At 65.2% G+C, this 19,810-nt stretch carries 15 protein-coding genes and 1 tRNA gene; 9 read left to right on the top strand and 7 right to left on the bottom strand.

Features of this window, described 5'->3' with window-relative positions:
* Positions 1-92: 92 nt before the first annotated feature.
* Both parC and GGR61_RS01450 read right to left on the bottom strand, forming a co-directional pair.
* Positions 93-2,336, bottom strand: a complete 2,244-nt coding sequence (gene parC / locus GGR61_RS01455) for a DNA topoisomerase IV subunit A (protein ID WP_184620225.1) — start codon at positions 2,334-2,336, stop codon at positions 93-95.
* 60 nt (positions 2,337-2,396) lie between these two features.
* Positions 2,397-3,248 (bottom strand): helix-turn-helix transcriptional regulator, encoded by an 852-nt coding sequence (locus GGR61_RS01450; protein ID WP_184620224.1) that lies wholly within the window; start codon positions 3,246-3,248, stop codon positions 2,397-2,399.
* A 123-nt stretch (positions 3,249-3,371) separates the two neighbouring features.
* Between GGR61_RS01450 and GGR61_RS01445 the strand changes: the two genes are divergently transcribed.
* The 5 genes from GGR61_RS01445 (at position 3,372) to GGR61_RS01425 (ending at position 10,116) form a co-directional block, all read left to right on the top strand.
* Positions 3,372-3,812 carry a MarR family transcriptional regulator gene (locus GGR61_RS01445; RefSeq protein WP_184405974.1) on the top strand — a complete coding sequence of 147 codons (441 nt, stop codon included), beginning with the start codon at positions 3,372-3,374 and terminating at the stop codon, positions 3,810-3,812.
* Positions 3,809-5,314, top strand: coding sequence for an AdeC/AdeK/OprM family multidrug efflux complex outer membrane factor (locus GGR61_RS01440; RefSeq protein WP_184405976.1), 1,506 nt, complete (start codon positions 3,809-3,811; stop codon positions 5,312-5,314). The genes GGR61_RS01445 and GGR61_RS01440 overlap by 4 nt, the downstream gene beginning before the upstream one ends.
* Before the next feature lie 10 nt (positions 5,315-5,324).
* Complete coding sequence (locus GGR61_RS01435; protein WP_184620223.1) at positions 5,325-6,518, top strand: efflux RND transporter periplasmic adaptor subunit; 1,194 nt, start codon at positions 5,325-5,327, stop codon at positions 6,516-6,518.
* A gap of 6 nt (positions 6,519-6,524) precedes the next feature.
* A complete protein-coding gene (locus GGR61_RS01430; protein WP_184620222.1) occupies positions 6,525-8,105 on the top strand; it encodes a DHA2 family efflux MFS transporter permease subunit in 1,581 nt (526 codons plus the stop codon).
* A gap of 427 nt (positions 8,106-8,532) precedes the next feature.
* Positions 8,533-10,116 carry a serine hydrolase domain-containing protein gene (locus GGR61_RS01425; protein ID WP_260286793.1) on the top strand — a complete coding sequence of 528 codons (1,584 nt, stop codon included), beginning with the start codon at positions 8,533-8,535 and terminating at the stop codon, positions 10,114-10,116.
* 22 nt (positions 10,117-10,138) lie between these two features.
* On the opposite strand, the gene GGR61_RS01420 is transcribed toward GGR61_RS01425, so the two are convergent.
* The 4 genes from GGR61_RS01420 to GGR61_RS01405 all read right to left on the bottom strand — a co-directional run bounded on the left by GGR61_RS01420 (position 10,139) and on the right by GGR61_RS01405 (position 15,572).
* Positions 10,139-11,011 (bottom strand): DUF2884 family protein, encoded by an 873-nt coding sequence (locus GGR61_RS01420; protein ID WP_184620221.1) that lies wholly within the window; start codon positions 11,009-11,011, stop codon positions 10,139-10,141.
* A gap of 201 nt (positions 11,012-11,212) precedes the next feature.
* A tRNA-Leu gene (locus tag GGR61_RS01415) sits at positions 11,213-11,299 on the bottom strand.
* Positions 11,300-11,441: 142 nt separating this feature from the next.
* Complete coding sequence (locus tag GGR61_RS01410; RefSeq protein ID WP_184620220.1) at positions 11,442-13,679, bottom strand: glycoside hydrolase family 3 protein; 2,238 nt, start codon at positions 13,677-13,679, stop codon at positions 11,442-11,444.
* Positions 13,680-13,802: 123 nt separating this feature from the next.
* A complete protein-coding gene (locus tag GGR61_RS01405; protein ID WP_184620219.1) occupies positions 13,803-15,572 on the bottom strand; it encodes a M14 family metallopeptidase in 1,770 nt (589 codons plus the stop codon).
* 292 nt (positions 15,573-15,864) lie between these two features.
* On the opposite strand from GGR61_RS01405, the gene GGR61_RS01400 reads away from it, so the two are divergent.
* The gene (locus GGR61_RS01400; RefSeq protein WP_184620218.1) at positions 15,865-17,430 is read left to right on the top strand and encodes an oligopeptide:H+ symporter; all 1,566 of its coding nucleotides are present in this window, start codon (positions 15,865-15,867) and stop codon (positions 17,428-17,430) included.
* Positions 17,431-17,437: 7 nt separating this feature from the next.
* On the top strand, positions 17,438-18,046 hold the full coding sequence (locus tag GGR61_RS01395; RefSeq protein WP_184405995.1) for a rhomboid family intramembrane serine protease: 609 nt from the start codon (positions 17,438-17,440) through the stop codon (positions 18,044-18,046).
* Positions 18,047-18,172: 126 nt separating this feature from the next.
* Here GGR61_RS01395 and GGR61_RS01390 read toward each other — a convergent pair whose 3' ends face one another.
* Positions 18,173-18,373, bottom strand: a complete 201-nt coding sequence (locus GGR61_RS01390) for a hypothetical protein (protein ID WP_184405997.1) — start codon at positions 18,371-18,373, stop codon at positions 18,173-18,175.
* Between the two features lie 212 nt (positions 18,374-18,585).
* On the opposite strand from GGR61_RS01390, the gene GGR61_RS01385 reads away from it, so the two are divergent.
* Positions 18,586-18,870 carry a GNAT family N-acetyltransferase gene (locus GGR61_RS01385; protein WP_184405999.1) on the top strand — a complete coding sequence of 95 codons (285 nt, stop codon included), beginning with the start codon at positions 18,586-18,588 and terminating at the stop codon, positions 18,868-18,870.
* 38 nt (positions 18,871-18,908) lie between these two features.
* The gene (locus tag GGR61_RS01380) at positions 18,909-19,754 is read left to right on the top strand and encodes a DUF3298 and DUF4163 domain-containing protein (RefSeq protein WP_184406001.1); all 846 of its coding nucleotides are present in this window, start codon (positions 18,909-18,911) and stop codon (positions 19,752-19,754) included.
* The last annotated feature ends 56 nt before the right edge of the window (positions 19,755-19,810 follow it).

The following is a 19,810-nucleotide window of genomic DNA, read 5'->3' as shown; positions in this document are numbered from 1 at the left end:
GATCCCGTCCTCCTAGCTTCTGCCGCGCCTCGGTGAAACGCGGCGGCGACACTGGCGAACGCGCCGCCGCGCGCCGATTGGATGACAGCCCGTTACTGCACTTCCAGTCCATCCACTTTCTGCCACCCTCTCGGCAACAACGCCCCACGACTCGCACGCGTCCCCACATACGTGTCCAGATCCTTGAACGACAGGCTCATGGTGCGCGCGCCGCTGCGCACTAGCAGCGTGTTGCCGGGCGCCACCGCGACCACCGCCACCACGCGCTCGGTGCCGAGCTTGGCCTTGGGGATCTCGATGATCTTGTTGCCTTTGCCCTTGTCCAGCTCGGGCACGTCGGTGGCCGGCACCGCCAGCAGGTTGCCGGCGCTGGTGACGGCGACGATGCGGTCGGTCTGCGGGTTGCTCACCTGCGCGGGTGTGAGTACGTGCGAGCCGGCGGTCAGGTTGAGCATTGCCTTGCCGGCCTTGTTGCGGCCGGTGAGGTTTTCGAAGCGGGTGACGAAGCCATAGCCGTGCGAGGACGCCAGCACGAAGCGGGTGGCGTTGTCGGCGCTGGCCATGACCTGGAACGCGGCGCCCGAGCCCGGCGAGAAACGCCCGGTCAATGGTTCGCCATTGCCACGCGCCGAGGGCAGGGTATGCACGGCGGTCGAATAGGCGCGGCCTTCCGAATCCAGGAAGGCCACCTGATGCGTGCTGCGGCTACGCACCGCCGCCAGCAGGCTGTCACCATCGCGGTAGGCCATGCCGGCCGGATCGACCTCATGGCCCTTGGCCGCACGCACCCAGCCCTTCTCCGACAACACCACGGTCATCGGTTCGCTGGCGACCATTTCGGTTTCGTCGATCGCCTGCGCGGCGCCACGCTGCACCAGCGGCGAGCGACGCGCATCGCCGAACTTCTTGGCGTCGGCGGTGAGCTCGTCCTTGATCAGCTTCTTCAGCTTGGTCTTGCTTTCCAGGATCGCCATCAACTGCGCGCGTTCCTTGGCCAATGCTTCCTGCTCGCCGCGGATCTTCATTTCTTCCAGGCGCGCCAGCTGACGCAGCTTGGTTTCCAGGATGTATTCGGCCTGTTCCTCGCTGAGCGCGAAACGGGCGATCAACACCGGCTTGGGTTCGTCCTCGCTGCGGACGATGCGAATCACTTCGTCCAGATTGAGGAAGGCGATCAACAGGCCTTCCAACAGGTGCAGGCGACGCTCGACCTTCTGCAGGCGATGGTTGAGGCGGCGGGTGACGGTATCGCTGCGGAAGGTCAGCCATTCGCTCAGCAACTGGCGCAGGTTCTTGACCTGCGGGCGGCCATCCAGGCCGATCACGTTGAGGTTGACGCGGTAGCTGCGCTCAAGATCGGTAGTGACGAACAGGTGGCCCATCAGCTGTTCGGCATCGACGCGGTTGGAGCGCGGCACCAGCACCACCCGCACCGGGCTGGTGTGGTCGGACTCGTCGCGGATGTCTTCCAGCCACGGCAGCTTCTTGGCGCGCATCTGCTGGGCGATCTGCTCGATCACCTTGGACGGCGACACCTGATAGGGCAGCGCGTCGATGACGATGTTGGCGTGTTCTTTCTTGTAGGTGGCACGCGCACGCACGCTGCCGTGGCCGGTCTCGTAGATGGCGCGCAGGTCGGCCACCGGGGTGATGATCTCGGCAGTGGTGGGGTAGTCCGGGCCCAGCACGTGCTCGCACAGTTCGGCGACCGTGGCATCGGGGTTGTCGAGCAGTCGCAGCAGCGCGCTGACGATCTCGTTGAGGTTGTGCGGCGGCACGTCGGTAGCCATGCCCACCGCGATGCCGGTGGTGCCGTTGAGCAGCAGGTGCGGCAGGCGCGCGGGCAACCAGGTCGGCTCTTCCAGGGTGCCGTCGAAATTGGCGGCCCAGTCGGTGGTGCCCTGGCTGATCTCGCCCAGCAGCACTTCGGCGATCGGGGTCAGCTTGGATTCGGTGTAGCGCATCGCCGCGAACGACTTGGGGTCGTCGGTGGAGCCGAAGTTGCCCTGGCCCTCGATCAGCGGATAGCGGTAGGAGAACGGCTGCGCCATCAGCACCAGCGCTTCGTAGCAGGCGCTGTCGCCGTGCGGATGGTACTTGCCGATCACATCGCCCACGGTGCGTGCGGACTTCTTCGGCTTGGCGGCTGCGTTCAGGCCCAGCTCGCTCATTGCGAAGATGATGCGCCGCTGCACCGGCTTCAGGCCGTCACCCAGGAACGGCAGGGCGCGGTCGAGCACCACGTACATCGAATAGTCGAGATAGGCGCGTTCGGCGTACTCGCGCAGCGGCAGCTGTTCGAAGCCGTGGAAGGTGGGGCGGGTCAGATCGGTCATGTAAAGCCAGGTCCTACGAAAGAAGAGCCTGCGCCGTAGCGCGAGCTCGAAGAGCGCCGATTATCCTGATGCGGCGGGGGATGCCAAGCCGCGCGCGTGCGTGCCGGCCAGATACCGCGTCGGTGGAGCGCCGAAATGGCGGTGGAACACGCTGACGAAGGCGCTGGGGCTGCTGTATCCGAGCTGGTCGGCCACCTGTGCGACCGGCGTGCCCTGACTGAGGCGCCGCAGGCCTTCGGCCAGCCGCGCCTGTTGCCGCCACTGCGCGAAACTCAGCCCGGTCTCGTGGCGAAAATGCCGGCTCAGGCTGCGTGCCGACAACCCGCCCCAGTCGGCCCAGGCGTCGAGCGGGCGCGGGTCGGCAGGGGTGTCGAGCAGCTGCCGGGCGATGCGCAACAGCCGGCGGTCGGCCGGCATCGGCAGATGCAGGTGGTCGATCTGCGCCTGGCACAGTTCGTCCAGCAGCACTGCCGCCAGCCGTTGCCGGGCGGCATCCAGCGGCTGGTGCAGCGGCCAGCCGGCCGCGCGCATGATGACTTCGCGCGCCAACCCGGTCAGACGGATCACCCCGCCTTGCGTCGGCAGCGTGGCGCAGGCATCCGGCCTGACCACCACGCCCCAGCCGCGCATCGGCCCGGCCAACTCGACCGTGTGCTTCTGGCCGGGCGGCATCCAGCCGGCACACCCCGGCGGTAGCGACAGGGTGCCTTGTTCGGTGTGCACGGTCAGTACGCCTTGCTCCACATACATCAGCTGGCCGCGCACGTGCGCATGCCAGTCGGTCTCCGGTGCCCATACCGCGCGCAGATCGGCCAGGAACGCGATCACTTCCGGGCCATCGGCCCATTCAAAGCTGGCGCGCACGCCTGGTGGCAGCGCGTCGATGGTGGTTGGCGGGTTTTCGATAGTCATTGGCGCAATTGTATTACCGGGCCAGCGCAACAGGCGCGTAAGGTGGCGATCCTTGCTGGCGGTTTAATCCCTTCCGGGATATTTGCGTTGACAAATATATTTTTCGGAACAAAATGTGCCGCTATGGATGATCTCTCCGCCACCTCGCCGTCGTTCGGCCTGCTGTTGCGCCAAGTGCGCGATGCACTGATGCGCCAGCTCGATGCCGAGATGAAGGGCGAGCTGCCCGATTTCGGTTTCAGCCACTACGTCGGGCTGAAGATCCTGGCGGTGCGCTCGCCGTGCACGGCCAACGAACTGGCGCTGGCGCTGGACCAGACCCCGAGCGCGGTCACCCGCCTGCTCGACAAGCTAGAAGCGCTCGGCGCGGTGCGCCGCGAGCCGCATGCGCAGGATCGGCGCGCGCTGCAGATCGTGATGACCGAACAGGGCGTGGCGCTGTGGGAGCGGCTGAAGCTGCGCGGCGAGCGTGCGATCGAGCACGGTCTGCGCGATCTGGCCGTGCCCGAACGCGAGCAACTCACTTCTCTTCTTATCCGTGTCCGCGATGCACTCAACTCATGAACGCTGCTAGTTCCCCGATCCAGACGTCGCGCCCGCGCTTGCTGCGGCCGCTGGTCCTCACCGCGCTGACGTTGGCGCTGGCGGCCTGCGCCAGCAGCCATGGCCTGGCCCCGCAAGGCAGCGTGCTCGAACCTGGCGCACTACACGCCGAACGCACCCTGGCGCACGCCACCCTGAGCCCGGCCGCATGGCCGGCCAGCGATTGGTGGCGCGCCCTGGGCGACCCGCAACTGGACGCCCTGATTGCCGAAGGCCTGCAGCACAGCCCCAGCCTGGCGGCCGCCGACGCGCGCCTGCGCCAGGCCCAGGCGCGCACCGGCACCGCGCAGGCCGATCGTGGCCCGAGCCTGTCGGTGTCTGGCGGCTACACCGGTCTGCAACTGCCCGAATCGATGGTCGGCGACGAACTCGGCGGCAGCTACGGTGGCAGCGCGCAGGCGGCGCTGGATTTCCGTTACGGCATCGATCTGTGGGGCGGCAAGCGTACTGCGTGGGAAGCGGCTGTCGACCAGGCGCATGCGTCCGAAGTGGACGCGCAGGCGGCGCGCCTCAACCTGTCGGCCGCAATCGCCGAAGGCTACGCGCAGCTCGCCTACGCATGGAACCTGCACGATGTGGCCAACGATGAGTTGGCCCGCGCGCAGAAGACCCTGGAGCTGACCCGGCAGCGTCGCAGTGCCGGCATCGATAGCGAATTGCAGGTGCGCCAATCACAGGCGCGCGTGCCCGCCGCGCAGCAACAGGTGCAGTCCGCGCAACAGCAGATCGACCAAGCCCGTACCGCGCTGGCCGCCTTGGTCGGGCAGGGCCCGGATCGCGGGCTGGACATTGCCCGCCCGACATTGGCTGCAACGATCGCGCTGCAGTTGCCGAGCAACCTGCCGGCCGATCTGCTCGGCCGTCGCCCGGACGTGGTCGCCGCGCGCTGGCGTGTGGAGGCGGCCGACAAGGGCATCGCGGTCGCCAAGACCCGCTTCTATCCCAGTCTCAACCTCACCGCCCTGGGCGGGGTAATCAACCCGGACGTCGGCAAGCTGCTGGAAAGCGGTTCGGTGTTCGGGCTGGTGGCGCCAGCCTTGAGCCTGCCGATCTTCGATGGCGGCAAGCTGCGCGCCGGCCTGGCCGGCAGCGATGCGCAGTACGACCTGGCGGTGGCCGATTACAACCAGAAGGTGCTCGACGCGCTGCGCGAGGTGGCCGACCAGGTCACTGCGGTGCGTTCGCTGGAGCAGCGTGCGCGTGCGCAGAACGACGCCGTGCAGACCGTGACTGCGGCCTTCGATCTCGCGCAGCAACGCTACCGCGCCGGCATCGGCAGTTACCTGGAAGTGCTCAGCGTGCAGGAGCAATTGCTGGTCGCACGCGAGCGCATGGCCGGCCTGCAATCGCAACAACTTTTGGCCTCGGTGAGGTTGCAGCGTGCGCTGGGCGGCGGATTCACGCCCGAACCCGCACGCGATACCGCACGCACCGCGCCCACTTCCGCACAACCGCATTCCTGAGACAGCGACGATGAGCCAGACCACTGCAACTTCTCCCCAACCCGCGCCCGCTGCCCCGAGCAAGCGCCGCATGCTGCTGCGTCTCGTGGCCATTGTGGTGATCCTGGCGATCATCGGCATCGTGGCGTGGTACTTCCTGGTCGGCCGCTGGCACGAAGACACCGACGACGCTTACGTGCAGGGCAACCAGGTGCAGATCACCCCGATGGTGGGCGGCACGGTGGTCAGCATCGGCGCCGAAGACGGTATGCGCGTGGAGCGCGGCCAGTTGCTGGTGCAGCTGGACCCGGCCGATAGCGAGGTCGCGTTGCAGCAGGCACAAGCCAACCTCGCCAAGACCGTGCGTCAGGTGCGTGGTCTGTATCGCAGCGTCGAAGGCGCACAGGCCGAACTGTCGTCGCGCGAGGTGGCCTTGCGCAGCGCACGTGCCGATTTCGCGCGGCGCAAGAATCTGGCTGCCAGCGGTGCGATTTCCAACGAAGAACTGGCGCATGCGCGCGAAGAGCTCGCCGCCGCCGAAGTCGCTGTGAGCGGTTCGCGCGAGAGCTTCGAGCGTAACCGTGCACTGGTCGACGACAGCGCGCTGGCCAATCAGCCGGACGTGCAGACTGCCGCGGCGCAGCTGCGCCAGGCCTATTTGAATCATGCGCGCACCGGCGTGGTTGCGCCGGTGTCGGGCTATGTCGCGCGGCGTTCGGCGCAGGTCGGCCAGCGCGTGCAGCCGGGTAGCGTGCTGATGGCGGTGGTACCGCTGGAGCAGGTGTGGGTGGAAGCCAACTTCAAGGAAACCCAGCTCAAGCACATGCGCCTGGGCCAGGAAGTGGAGCTGCATTCGGATCTGTACGGCAGTGGCGTCAGCTACACCGGTCGCATCCAAAGCCTTGGTCTGGGCACCGGCAGCGCCTTCTCGCTGTTGCCGGCGCAGAACGCCAGTGGCAACTGGATCAAGATCGTGCAGCGCGTGCCGGTAAGGATTGCAGTGGATCCCAAACAGCTGGCCGGCAATCCGCTGCGCATCGGTTTGTCGATGAAGGTCGAGGTCAATCTGCATGACCAGCAGGGCACGGTGTTGCCGACCAAGTTCGCCAACGGCGCGGTGTTCTCCACCGATGTCTACGCGCAGCAGCTGAAGGCGGCCGACGCGGATATCCATCGCATCATCCAGGACAACCTGCCGTCGCAGCCTGCCGGCAAGGCGGGCTAAGCCACCATGTCTTCGCAAGCTCCCACCACCCCCGGCGGCCCCGCGGCACCGGCGCCCGCCGCCGGCTTCCGCCCGGCGAGCGTTGCGTTGTGCACGGCGGGCCTGGCGATGGCCTCGTTCATGCAGGTGCTGGACACCACCATCGCCAATGTCTCGCTGCCCACCATCGCCGGCAATCTTGGCGCCAGTTCGCAGCAGGCCACCTGGGTCATCACCTCGTTCGCAGTGAGCACGGCGATCGCCTTGCCGTTGACCGGTTGGCTGAGCCGTCGCTTCGGCGAAACCAAGTTGTTCGTGTGGTCGACGCTGGCCTTCACCATCGCCTCGCTGCTGTGCGGCCTGGCGCAGAGCATGGGCATGCTGGTGGTCTCGCGTGCGCTGCAGGGCTTCGTGGCCGGACCGATGTATCCGATCACCCAGAGTCTGCTGGTGTCGATCTACCCGCGCGAAAAACGCGGACAGGCGCTGGCCCTGCTGGCGATGATCACCGTGGTCGCGCCGATCGCCGGGCCGATCCTGGGTGGCTGGATCACCGACAACTACAGCTGGGAATGGATCTTTTTGATCAACGTGCCGCTGGGCATCATCGCCAGCAGCATCGTCGGTTCGCAATTGCGCCATCGCCCCGAGCAGATGGAAAAACCGCGCATGGACTACATCGGTCTGATCCTGCTGGTGGTCGGTGTGGGCGCGTTGCAGCTGGTGCTGGATCTGGGCAACGACGAGGACTGGTTCTCATCCGACAAGATCGTGGTGCTGGCCTGCGTCGCTGCAGTGGCGCTGGTGGTGTTCGTGATCTGGGAACTCACCGACAAGGATCCCATCGTCGATCTCAAGCTGTTCCGGCACCGCAATTTCCGCGCGGGCACGCTGGCGATGGTGGTGGCGTACGCGGCGTTTTTCAGCGTGAGTCTGCTGATCCCGCAATGGCTGCAACGCGATCTGGGCTATACCGCGATCTGGGCCGGTCTGGCCACCGCGCCGATCGGCATCCTGCCGGTGTTGATGACGCCGTTCGTCGGCAAGTACGCGCTGCGGTTCGACCTGCGCATGCTCGCCACCGTGGCCTTCATCTTCCTGTCGTTCACCAGCTTCCTGCGCTCCAACTTCAACCTGCAGGTGGACTTCAATCACGTGGCCACCGTGCAATTGGTGATGGGCGTGGGCGTGGCGCTGTTCTTCATGCCGGTGTTGCAGATCCTGCTGTCCGACCTGGATGGGCGCGAGATCGCGGCAGGCTCCGGCCTGGCCACGTTCCTGCGGACCCTGGGCGGCAGCTTTGCCGCATCGTTGACCACCTATCTATGGGCCCGTCGCACCCAGGTGCACCACGCGCACCTCACCGAGCACATCTCGGTGTACACGCCGGGCATGCAGGAGCAGGTCACCGCGATGGGGCAGGGCGACCTGCAACGCGGCGCGGCATCGCTCAACAACATGATCAATCACCAGGCCTCGCAGATGGGCTTCAACGACATTTTCTACCTGCTCGGCTGGACCTTCCTGGCGATCATCTTCTTCCTGTGGCTGGCCAAGCCGCCGTTCGGCGCGGGTGCCGGTGGTGCAGCGGCGGGTGGTGGGCATTAGGCGCGGCTGACAAGGCGCTACGAGCGGCCAAGAAAACGACTTCGCGCCGGTCTACTGCAGAGCGGATGATCTGCGACTTGGCTGCGGGGCCCTTGCCCGCCCACCATCGCGGGACACGTCGCAAGTGCGTCCATCTAGGCTCTTACGCGGCATCCATGCCGCGTAAGGTCACGCGACGGTGGGCGGGCAAGGACCAGTCGAGATGGTCTGCGTGCGTAGCGCTTCTCAAAACAACCAGCAAACCGTTTGGAGCGGTGAGGGCACCGCGGCCTCGACCGACGCAGTATTTGACTTGGGGTTCTGACTGCATCCAACAAGAGGCAGCTGAATCAGTCGGGTGCTCGCTACGGTTTGTGAGCCGATCTGACAATCGTGCTGCGCTTGTCAACACGCTCTAGACTGACGCTCTCCAAGTGGGAGCAGTTCAATGGCAATGATGCCTTCTACGCCCGAGTCGTCTTCGTCCTGCTGCCTCATGCCTGGGATACCGGAGGGAGACCGGTTTGCGCTGCATCGATGTGATGGGCATTTGCACGATGTCCAGCGCCATCGTCCGTTGCGAGCGCCGGCTGCGGCAACGTGGTGTCTGCTGCAGGCCGCGCTTTTCCTTTCGCTGTGGTTGCCGTTGTTCGCATCGGCTGATGGATTGGCTGACGACGTGACGCAGCAGATGCAGCGCAATCGGCAGCGCTACGGCATCGTGGGGCAGGCGGTGTACGTTGCCCACAACGGCAAGCTGGTGTTTCGCGGCGCCGATGGGTTGGCCGATCTCGACAGCCGGCAGCCGGTGACGCCTGAGCGGATATTCCCTGCGTTTTCACTGAGCAAGCTGCTGGTGAGCACGTTGATCATGCAGTTGGTCGAGACCGGGCAGATCGATCTGGACCGACCCGCACGGGCTTACCTGCACGATCTGCCGCTGCGCTGGAGAAAGATCACGGTGCGGCAGCTCCTCAACCACAGCGCGGGGCTGCCCGAGTATTTCACCGAGGAGCAGATGCGCGGCTCGCCGCAGGCGAACGCTTCGTTTCCGGAAAATCTGCATGCGGTTTTCGCCACGCTGGGCAATCAGCCACTGCTGTTTGCGCCGGGTAGCAGCACCCGCTACGTCAATACCAACTATCTGGTGCTTTCGTACCTGCTGCAGACCCATTACCGCAAGCCGTATCCGCAGGTCGTGGCCGAGCGAATCATCGATCCGTTGAAGTTATCTCACACCTTCCTCGGACGTTCCCGGCTGCCGGTCGATGGGAGCGTCAGCGCCTACCTCGGCAAGGACGGAAAGCTGCAAAAAGAGCCGGAGATCGCCTGGCCCGACTACGCCCTCGGGCATGCCGAGCTGTACACCAGCATCGATGATCTGGCGACGTTCGTGGAAGCGATGCGAAACGGCAAGTTAGTCGGCAAGGCAACGCTGCAACAGCTCTGGCAACCGCAGGTGCTGTCCAACGGGCAGCGCGGTTGGTTCGCCAGCGGTTGGGAGGTTGGCGCAAGTGACGCCTATCGGTACGTGGGCCATGATGGCGGCGCGCGGGTGAGGGTGCGGCTGCTGTTCGCCGACGCGCTGGATGGCGATAGCTACACCATCGTTTACCTGACCAATGGCAGCACGCGCGGTGTGTGGTCCAGGGTGCTGGTCGACAGCCTCATGGCGAGCATCGCGCCACGGAGGTTCCCCGCTGAAGCCGTGTCGGAGAAACTCATCGCCTTCGCGCTGCAGTCGCCTGTCGATAACGACACGCAGGCGATGGCCGATGCACTGCGCGCCGACAAGAGCGTGCCCATCGACCAACTCGAGGGGATAGTCAACACGACCGGCTATACCGTTCTGTCCAATCTCGGTGCAGATGCGGCCATTCGTGTGTTCGCACTGAATGTGCTGCTGTTTCCTGCGTCCAGGAATGCGTTGGACAGTCTTGCCGAGGCGTACGAGGCAAGCGGAGATCTCACCCGTTCGAGCGCCATCAGGCAGACCATCAAGACCATGCCCGCCACGCCCGGCAAACGCTGATCTGACCCGATTGCGCGCGACCTCATCTGTTTGATGCTGGTTGCACCTCGATTGCATCGCCCGGCGGTGCGTCGCCGTTGCCGGGCTTCGGTTCGGCATGCGCGCGGTCATTGTGGGGCGTATCTTGCTCCAGCGGTGCGAGCAGTTGCAGCCGCTTGCCTTGGTAGCGGAACGCAAGCGCGTCCTGCAGCTGGCGCAGTGCTTCTACCTGGGGGCAAAGCTTGTTGGCGTTGGCCTCGATGGTGGATGCTTGGGCGTCGAGCCTTGCATCCAGTTGGCCGTCCATCTGTTGGGCGCGTTTGTCGATTCCCTCCGAGCGCCCGGTGACGATCTGCCAGAGCATGTGGCGCGCGATGCTGCCTTTGAAGTCTTCGGCGTGGCGTTCGACGTAGCGTTCGAAGTTGCCGTCGAACGCCTGTTGATCCCAGCGCCCATTGCCCAGGGTGCCATCGACATAGGCGCTTGCGCCTCTGCGCATCCGTTCGATCTTGCGGGCGTTGAGCGCACTGCCTGTCAGCACCTCGATGACACCGCCGAGTGCGTCGTAACTGAGGTCGATCACGTCATGCGCAATGCCGGCGACCTGCGGCATCAGGGCGCGGGTCCGCGTTTCCATCTCTCTCAGCCGTTGCGCATCGGCATCACTGATCTGCTGCAGCTTGTGGTCGATGCTCAGTTCGCCGCCGTGGAAGAACACTTCGCGCGGCCAGTCGCTGTCGCGGTAAAGCCAGATGCCGCCGCTGTCGGCGAGCACATTGAACGGCGTGCCGAGCGCGCATTGCTGCGACGACACGTGCGCGCGATGGTGAGCTGCATCGCGCGTGTCGGTCTGGTCTGCCCACGCATGCGGACTCAAAACGGCAAGCAGCAGGACAAGCCGGGGGAGGGGAGGCATTGGCTGGGGTTCCCGTCTCGGAGGCGTGGAGCATGGCCGCCACCGCCGCGACGGGTCGCGTGTCGAAAGTCACCGCATGCGCGCTGCTGCGGCGCTGTCCATCGGCAGCGTCATCCATGCCGACGCGCCGACATTCAGGTGCGCTGCCCAAACGCAAAAAACCCCGCCTGAGCGGGGTTTTTCGCGATCTACCGTGAGTCGTGGTGCCCAGGAGAGGACTCGAACCTCCACGAAGTTGCCCCCGCTAGCACCTGAAGCTAGTGCGTCTACCAATTCCGCCACCTGGGCGACTCAGGGGGCGAATTGTGCAAGTTGCGCACGACGCTGTCAACGCATCCCGCATACATTCTTCGTGGTGGCTGGTGCCTGCCGGCGACTTGAGAAGACGGCGTGGCGGACGCGTGCGATGCACGCCTGCCGCGACACCGGCTTACGGCAGCTGCACCGCCTGCAAGGTGACCTCCGCACTTTCCACCGGTTCGCTCGCCGAACGCGCCAGCTGCACGCGGTAGCTGCCGGCAGCAATCGTCCAGTGACGCGCCTTGGCATCGAAGTCGGCCAGCGTCTTCGGTTCGGCCACGACCTGCACGCTGCGCTTTTCGCCGGGCTTGAGCATGAGCTTCTGCCAGCCGATCAGGCGCAGCGGGGTGGCATGACCGTCGGGCAGGGTGACGTAGAGCTGCGGCACGGCGGCGCCTTCGCGCGGGCCGATATTTTCCACTTCGAAGTGCGCGGTGAGCTGGCTACCCTTGGCCTCCACGCGCAGCCCGCCCATGCGGAACTGCGTGTACGACAGGCCGTGGCCGAACGGATAACGCGGGGTCAACTTGCGTGCGGCGAACCATTTATAGCCAACGTTGGCACCTTCGATGGCGTAGTCGATGCTGTCTTCGCCCGGCTTGGCCGGCTTGAAGCCCAGGCCCGGAATCGAGGGGCGCGGCAGCTGCGATTCGTCCACCGGCCAGGTCACCGGCAGATGGCCGGAGGGATTCACTGCGCCGGTCAGCAGGTTGGCGATCGCCTGGCCGCCGCCGATGCCCGGATACCACGCCTGCAATACCGCCGGCACACGCTCGGCCCACGGCATGCGCACCGGGCCGTTGGTTTCCAGCACCACGGTGGTCCTGGGGTTGGCTTTTGCCACCGCCTCGATCAGTGCGTCCTGCTTGTCGGGCAATTGCATGTCCGGCAGGTCCACCGATTCGGCGGCCCATTGGGTGGCGAACACGATGGCCACATCGGCGGCCTTGGCCGCGCGTGCTGCGGCAGCGCGGTCCTTGCCGTCGACATAATCGATCTGCACGTTCGGCAATGCGGCGCGCAGTGCCTGCAGCGGCGAGGATGGATGGATGATCACCGGGCCAGGCCAGGTGGTCGGGGTGAGGCCGGGCACCGCGTTGCCGCCGTTGATGGTGTAGTCCACACGCGAGGAACCGCCGCCGGACATCACGCCCTTGTCGGCGTACCCACCGATCACCGCGATGCGGCGCACGTCCTTGGACAGCGGCAAGGTGGCCTGTTCGTTACGCAGCAGCACGCTGCCTTCTTCGGCGACATGTTGCGCGGCCAGCAGCCCGGCCTTGCCGTCGATCGGCTGGCGCTGGGTCGGATGATCGAACGCGCCATGCGCGAACAGGCTGCGCAGGATGCGCTTGGCCATATCGTCGAAGCGCGCACGTGGCACCACGCCGGCCGACACCGCCATGCGCAACGGCGCGTCGAAGTACACCGCTGCATCGAACACTTCGCCGGCCGATTGTTGATCCAGTCCGGCCAGCGCCGCCTTGGAGCCGCTGTGCACGCCGCCCCAATCGGACATCACGTAGCCGGGGTAGTTCCATTCCTGCTTGAGCACCCGGTTGAGCAGGTAATCGTGCTCGCAGCCGTAGATGCCGTTGATCTTGTTGTAGGAGCACATCACCGAGGCGGGGTCGCCGATCTTCAGCGCGATCTCGAATGCCAGCAGGTCCGATTCGTGCATCGCCTGCTCGCCGATCTGCGCGCTATGGAAGTTGCGCCGCGTTTCCATGTCGTTGAGCGCGAAGTGTTTCATCGTCGACAGCACATGCTCGCTCTGCACGCCACGAATCGATTCGCCGACCATGGTGCCGGCCAGCAGCGGGTCTTCGCCGGCATATTCGAAATTGCGCCCGTTGCGTGGGTCGCGCTGCAGGTTGACGCTGCCGGCCAGCAGCACGTTGAAGCCTTGCTGCCAGGATTCGCGGCCCATGGTCTTGCCGCCGTTGTAGGCCAGCTGCGGATTCCAGCTCGATGCGGTGGACGGGCCGGACGGCATCGCGGTGGCGTAGTCGCCCTTGCGGATGCCGCCGGGATTGGTCACGCCCACGCCGGCGTCGGCCAGCTGCTGCGCCGGGATGCCGAGCCGTGGAATGCCGGGGACATAACCGGCCGAGCCCAGCGCGCCGTCGGGCTTGGGAATCTTGTCGGTGCCCAGGCCGAAGTAGCTGCGCAGCATCTGGAACTTTTCGTCTTCGCTCATCTGCGCGAGCAGGCGGTCGGCGCGCTGGTCCGCAGTCAAGGCGGTGTCCATCCACGGCTGCGCTGCAGCGGCGGGCTGTGCGCTGAGCGGGACCGTAAACGCGACGCTGACGCCGAGGACAATGGCGAGCGCGAGACGGCGTGGCCTGGGGGGTGTAAACGTTTTCATATCAAGGTGTGGCACGGGTGGTCCTTGTGGTGCGGTTGCAATCAGGGGAGGGCATCGCAGTGCCCGAGTAGGAATGGCGCGCGTACGCGCCGAATCAGGAGGTTGCCGGAATCGGATGCGGCGTCAGAACTGCGTCTGCGCGGTGCGCAACACCGGATACAACCGATAGCGCTCATCCCAGGAAGAATGCTGGCGATAGAAGAATTCCAGCCGCGCCTTCGGGTCGGCCGCGAAAGCCGCATCGCTGGCCAGGCGCTGCTCGAACTGTGCCTTCACTGCCGGATCGCGTTCGAGCATGTCGCGCGCCACCTCCTCGGCCACGTAATCCTCCATGTATTCCTTGCGCTCGAATGCGGTGTTGAACAGGCCCCACTGCAGCAGCGAATCCGGCGCCTGCGGTTCCAGCATCGCCATCACCAGGCGCGATTTGGCCTGGGCGATCGGGACGAACAACGAGCCGGCCGGCACGTTGCGGATTTCGTCGCGCCATTGCCCGGTGATCTCCAGGTTTTGATGGCCTTCATTCGAGCGCGGCGCAAACGTTGCGGTGTCGGCGCGGAAACTCTGTACCGGGTGCTCGCCGCCAGTGGCGATGGTGTCGAAGGCGATGCCATGCAGCCGCAGTTTTTCCGCCACCTGGGCCGCTTGCGCGGCAGGTACCAGATAGCCGCCGCGTGGTGCCTGGACCACCACGTCGGGGGTGATCTGATCGCGTAACGGCACCTTCCAGATCTGCGGCCTGGTCTCGTCGTAGCGGGTCATCAACGCGCCGGAAATCGGCGAGGGCGTGCGCGTGTAGGCATAACCACGGAAGGCGACGGTGCGTGCGGCCGGACCGGCGGCGAAGCTCAATGGCTCCATCTCGCCAGCCAACCGGGTCGCGCGTTGATCGGCCGCCAGCGCATCGGCGCGCCACGTGGCGCCGTTGCGCGCGGTCTGCTGCAGCACCGAGACGATCGCGTTGCGGGTGACGCGTACGCGCACCGGATAGGTCTTCCACGAATGGGTTTCCACCAGCATGCCGAAGCGGTTGCGCAGCAGGAAATAGCCATGCGAAAAACGCGGCGGCGACACGTCGTCGGCAAAGCCGGAGGTCGGGTCGTCTTCGTGCACGAACGATGGGTAATACGGCAGCGGCAGCGAGCCCTGTTTGGCGAGATCGGCAATCACCGCATCGCGCCAGCGCGTGCCGTCGCGTTGCAACGTGGCATCGCCTGCATGCACCGGCTCCACCTGCACCGAGACATCGTGTTCGAACTTGGCGCCGTCGGTGACGTGCAGGTCCACATACATCAGCGGATCCCACTGCTGCACCAGCCGCAGCATCGCCTGCATTTCGGGTGCGTCGGCCTTGAGGTAGTCGCGATTGAGATTGAGGTTCTGCGCGGTGGCGCGCCAGCCCATCTGTTCGGGGCCGCGTTGATTGGGACGGTTCCAGGCGCCGAAGCGCTCGTGGCCATCGACGTTGAACACCGGCACAAATACCCACACCAGTTTGTCGAGCACGCCCTTGCCTGCCTTGCCGTCCAGCAACTCGCGCAAGGCCAGAAAGCCCGCGTCCTTGCCGTCGATCTCGCCGGCATGGATGCCGCCTTGCACCAGCACCACCGGCAACTTGCGCTGCGCGGCACTGGCCGCATCCAGCGCGCCGCTGGTGGACACGACCAACGCCTTCATCGGCCGGCCTTCCGGGGTGGTGCCGAACTCGATGCAGCGCACCGCCTGCGGGTGGCGCTGCGCGAAGGCATCGCACAGTGCGATGACTTCATCGTAGCGTCCGGTTTGCGCAAAGCCGCTGCGCTCGGCCTGGGTGGTCAGCGGTTCGGTGGCCAATGCGGCGGGGGCGGTGGTCAGCAGCAACAGGCCCAAGGCCAGGCGGGTGAAGCGGGGCATCCAGCGGTCCAGTGTTCCAGGAAAACGTTTGCAATGTAGCCGAGCCGGCGCAGCAGGCCAATCTGCACTGCGTCATCGCGTTCGAGCCAGCGCGCCGATGGAGCTGGCTCGAACGCGCTTCCAGCACAGGCAGGTCGAACGACGATGCAAACGACTATGCAAAGCGGACGGCTCCCGCGCTAGCGAGCGCAACTGCGTCGGCGCACGCAACAGCGTGTCCAATGGCCGCGATGGCGGCCGGACGCTACCCCCCGGTACGATAGCGCGTGTTTTCTGCTCGACCGGACTGCCTTTGACCACCTCCACCTTGCCGGCTCCCGATGCCGGTGCGCGGTTGCCGCGCCAGATTCCTTTCATCATCGGCAATGAAGCCTGTGAGCGTTTCAGCTTCTACGGGATGCGCAACATCCTGGTGCAGTTCCTGATTACCTCGCTGCTGTTGAACGAGGTCAGCGGGCCCGGTCGTGAAACCGAAGCCAAGCACATCCTGCACAGCTTTATGATCGGGGTGTTCTTCTTCCCGCTGCTCGGCGGCTGGTTGGCCGATCGCGTTTTCGGCAAATACAACACCATTCTGTGGTTCAGCCTGGTGTACTGCGCCGGTCACGCATGCCTGGCGCTGTTCGAAGGCAGCCGGACTGGATTCTTCGTCGGGCTGGGATTGATCGCACTGGGGGCGGGCGGCATCAAGCCGCTGGTGGCCTCGTTCATGGGCGACCAGTTCGACCAGTCCAACAAGCACAGGGCCAAGGTGGTGTTCGACGCCTTCTACTGGATCATCAACTTCGGCTCCCTGTTCGCCTCGTTGCTGATTCCGCTGGCGCTGAAAAACTTCGGCCCGGCGTGGGCGTTCGGCATTCCCGGCATCCTGATGCTCGTGGCCACGCTGGTGTTCTGGCTGGGTCGCAAGCGCTATGTGCTGGTGCCGTTGCCGCCCAAGGATCCGCATGCCTTCGGCGCGGTGGTGCGCACGGCATTGCTGGCGCGTGCGCCGGGACAAGGCCGGCCCGGCCTGCTGCTGGCGGCGCTGTCGATGGTGCTGGCGCTGGGCTGCTTTTTGCTGGTCGAACAATTGGGCATCGTGGTCTGTCTGTGCCTGGCGTTGGTGCTGGTGCTGGGAGGCATCGGCGGCGGCACCTGGTGGCAGCTGGAGCGCGCACGCGGCGCACATCCGGATGCTGCGGTCGAAGGCGTGCGTGCGTTGCTGCGGGTGCTGGTGATCTTCGCGCTGGTGACGCCGTTCTTTTCGCTGTTCGATCAGAAGGCCTCGACCTGGGTGCTGCAGGGGCGCGAGATGACGATGCCGGCCTGGTTCACCGCCTCGCAGATGCAGGCGCTCAATCCGCTGCTGGTGATGCTGCTGATCCCGTTCAACAATCTGGTGCTGTACCCCTTGCTGCGGCGTGGCGGTTGGGAGCCGACCGCGCTGCGTCGCATGACCTGCGGCATCGCCTTCAGCGGCCTGGCCTGGATCGCAGTCGGTGCCATCCAGATCAGCATGGACGGCGGCGAGCCGATGCATATCGCCTGGCAGATCCTGCCCTATGCGCTGCTGACCTTCGGCGAGGTGCTGGTGTCGGCCACCGGGATCGAGTTCGCCTACAGCCAGGCGCCGCCCTCGATGAAGGGCGTGGTGATGAGCTTCTGGTATCTGACCACCACGGTGGGCAATCTGTGGGTGCTGCTGTCGAATGTGGCGGTGCGCAACGCGACGGTGACCTCCCACATCGCCGATACTGGACTCAGCGAAGCGGCATTCCTGATGTTCTTCTTCGCGGCCTTCGCGTTTCTGGCGGCATTGGCCTTCGGGCTATACGCACGCCGGTATCGCATGGTCGACAATTACCGTTCTGCCTGAGGTCCGCATGATTACCCTGATCCTGATCGCCATCACCGGCATCGTCTCGTGGATGGCCTTCAATAATCGCCAGCTGCACGACCGCCTGATCCTGTGGCCGCCGGCCCTGGACAAGCACAAGCAATACGACCGCCTGGTGACCTACGGCTTCATCCATGCCGATCTGGGTCATCTGGTCTTCAACATGATCACGCTGTTCTTCTTCGGGCGGTATATCGAACAGGTGATGGCGCGGCTGACCGGCAGCGTGCTGACCTATCCGCTGTTCTATCTGTTTGCGCTGGTGGTGTCGATCCTGCCCAGCTACTTGAAGAACCAGAAGAATCCCAATTACCTGAGCCTTGGCGCGTCCGGTGCGGTGTCGGCGGTGTTGTTCGCCTTCATCCTGCTGCAACCGTGGACCATCATCCTGGTGCTGTTCATTCCGGCACCGGCGATCATCTATGCGGTGTTCTACGTCGGTTACAGCATCTGGATGGACCGCCGTGGCGGCGACAACGTCAACCACAGCGCACATCTGGCCGGCGCTGCGTTTGGTGTGATGTTCATGCTGATCATGGAGCCACGCGTGTGGCAGGTGTTTCTGGAGCAGCTATCCAATCCGCGCTTCGGCTGAGCGTGACATGCGGGACAACGGCTAGGCCGCAGTCCGGGCCGGTCATTGGTGCTGGCAGGTTGTCTGCGGCAACCTGGTCAGGACCGCCAACGGAGTGACGGATCCTGGTGGACAAGGTGGGCTGGCTCAGGCCGCGCTGCGTTCCTGGTCGGCGTTGGCGGGACCGCCAGAGGCGGCGCCGTAGGCCTGCTGCAGGCGCCGGTAGACCGTGTCGTTGAGCTGCGCGAAGTCCTGGCTGTGGGTGTCGCCGTTGATGGCGAGCTGGAACAGGCCTTCCAGCAACGAACTGTCGCTGTCTGCGCTGTGCCCTGCCGAATCGTTGTGCATGCGATGACTCCTCGTAGGTAAGGCGAAGGCCTCGACGGCTACCGGAGACCGGTGCAGCAAGCGCCTTCGGGTCAGCTATCGGCGCTACGCAGGTGAACTTAAGGGCGTTCGACGCAGGCTGCGTTTCAGGTCACAGCATCGATTCACTTTCACGCAGGCGCGGCATGGCGCTGGTCACACTTGCTGTCATTCGCTGCCGTGTGCAGACGCCAATGGAGTCAGTGACAGTGCACGCAGAGCACGATTCGACGCAGCAGCGTTTCGCTGTCGAGAGCGATGGACACCATGCCGAACTGGCGTACCGTCTTGAAGGCCAGACCATGACCATCACCCATACGCAGGTGCCGGATGCGATCGGTGGACGCGGCATTGCCGGCGTGCTGGTGCAGGCCGCGTTGAACCATGCACGCGAGGCCGGCCTGAAGGTCGTGCCCGCTTGCAGTTACGCCGATGCGTATCTCCGTCGGCATCAAGAGTTTCAGGATCTGCTGGCCTGATCGCCAGCAGTGCTTATTCGATCAGGGGAGCAGTGGGAATGGGGCGGTTGTTTGGAGTAAACGCAGCGTGGGGCCTGTTGATGCTGGCCTTGCTGGCAGGGTGTAAGCAGCGCGAGCCCGCCACGGTGGAGCCGGCCGAGCCTGCAGCCGATGCAGCGGCCGCAACCGCGCCGCCCGCCGAACCGGTTCTCGTGCAGAGCGGTCCGCTGGAAGACGTCATCGAGCATGCGCCTGCCTACATGGTCGGCATCAGCTATCCGCGCGGGCTGGATGCGTATCCGGAACTAGCCGCCGCGATCCGCAGCTATGCGCAGGACGCGCGTACCGAATTGATGGAGGCGGTCTCCGGCCTCGGCAACGACAAGCCGGCCGCGCCGTACGAATTGTCGCTGGCATTCGAGACGGTATTGCAGACCGCTGACCTGATCGTGGTCGCCGCCGATGGCAGCCGCTATACCGGCGGTGCACACGGCGAGCCGCTGGTGGCGCGCTTCGTGTGGCTGGTCAAGCAGCGCAAGCAACTCACTGCGCAGGCGTTGATTCCCGACCCGGCCGGCTGGGAGAAGATCGGTCGCGCGGTGGCCGCACAACTGCACGACGCCGCCGCCCAACGGGTGGAGGCCGATCGCGTGCCGGTCGAACAGCAGGCCGAACAGGTTGCATCGGCCGATCGCATGATCGCCGAAGGCACAGCGGCGCAGAGCGACAACTTCTCGCAGTTCATTCCGTTATTGAACGCGGCCGGGCAGATCACGGCGTTGCGCTTCGTGTTTCCGCCGTATCAGGTCGGGCCGTACTCGGATGGCACGCAAACAGCCGATGTTGCCGCCGCCACGTTACTCCCGTGGGTCGCGCCGGAATATGTACATCTCTTCGCACGTTGAGATGTCGCCCCGCAGGCGATGTGATTGAATGGCCTGGGCATTCAATAGTGCAACCA

Source organism: Xanthomonas sp. 3058 (assembly GCF_014199765.1).
Taxonomy (GTDB): Bacteria; Pseudomonadota; Gammaproteobacteria; order Xanthomonadales; family Xanthomonadaceae; genus Xanthomonas; species Xanthomonas campestris_B.
The sequence above is the reverse complement of the archived record's forward strand: the minus strand, read 5'-3'. Positions and strand labels throughout refer to the sequence as shown.

Excerpts from the sequence above, each read along its gene's own strand:
- parC (WP_184620225.1), bottom strand. The coding sequence starts at position 2,336 with ATGACCGATCTGACCCGCCCCACCTTCCACGGCTTCGAACAGCTGCCG.
- GGR61_RS01450 (WP_184620224.1), bottom strand. The coding sequence starts at position 3,248 with ATGACTATCGAAAACCCGCCAACCACCATCGACGCGCTGCCACCAGGC.
- GGR61_RS01445 (WP_184405974.1), top strand. The coding sequence starts at position 3,372 with ATGGATGATCTCTCCGCCACCTCGCCGTCGTTCGGCCTGCTGTTGCGC.
- GGR61_RS01440 (WP_184405976.1), top strand. The coding sequence starts at position 3,809 with ATGAACGCTGCTAGTTCCCCGATCCAGACGTCGCGCCCGCGCTTGCTG.
- GGR61_RS01435 (WP_184620223.1), top strand. The coding sequence starts at position 5,325 with ATGAGCCAGACCACTGCAACTTCTCCCCAACCCGCGCCCGCTGCCCCG.
- GGR61_RS01430 (WP_184620222.1), top strand. The coding sequence starts at position 6,525 with ATGTCTTCGCAAGCTCCCACCACCCCCGGCGGCCCCGCGGCACCGGCG.
- GGR61_RS01425 (WP_260286793.1), top strand. The coding sequence starts at position 8,533 with ATGGCAATGATGCCTTCTACGCCCGAGTCGTCTTCGTCCTGCTGCCTC.
- GGR61_RS01420 (WP_184620221.1), bottom strand. The coding sequence starts at position 11,011 with ATGCCTCCCCTCCCCCGGCTTGTCCTGCTGCTTGCCGTTTTGAGTCCG.
- GGR61_RS01410 (WP_184620220.1), bottom strand. The coding sequence starts at position 13,679 with ATGAAAACGTTTACACCCCCCAGGCCACGCCGTCTCGCGCTCGCCATT.
- GGR61_RS01405 (WP_184620219.1), bottom strand. The coding sequence starts at position 15,572 with ATGCCCCGCTTCACCCGCCTGGCCTTGGGCCTGTTGCTGCTGACCACC.
- GGR61_RS01395 (WP_184405995.1), top strand. The coding sequence starts at position 17,438 with ATGATTACCCTGATCCTGATCGCCATCACCGGCATCGTCTCGTGGATG.
- GGR61_RS01390 (WP_184405997.1), bottom strand. The coding sequence starts at position 18,373 with ATGCACAACGATTCGGCAGGGCACAGCGCAGACAGCGACAGTTCGTTG.
- GGR61_RS01385 (WP_184405999.1), top strand. The coding sequence starts at position 18,586 with ATGGAGTCAGTGACAGTGCACGCAGAGCACGATTCGACGCAGCAGCGT.
- GGR61_RS01380 (WP_184406001.1), top strand. The coding sequence starts at position 18,909 with ATGGGGCGGTTGTTTGGAGTAAACGCAGCGTGGGGCCTGTTGATGCTG.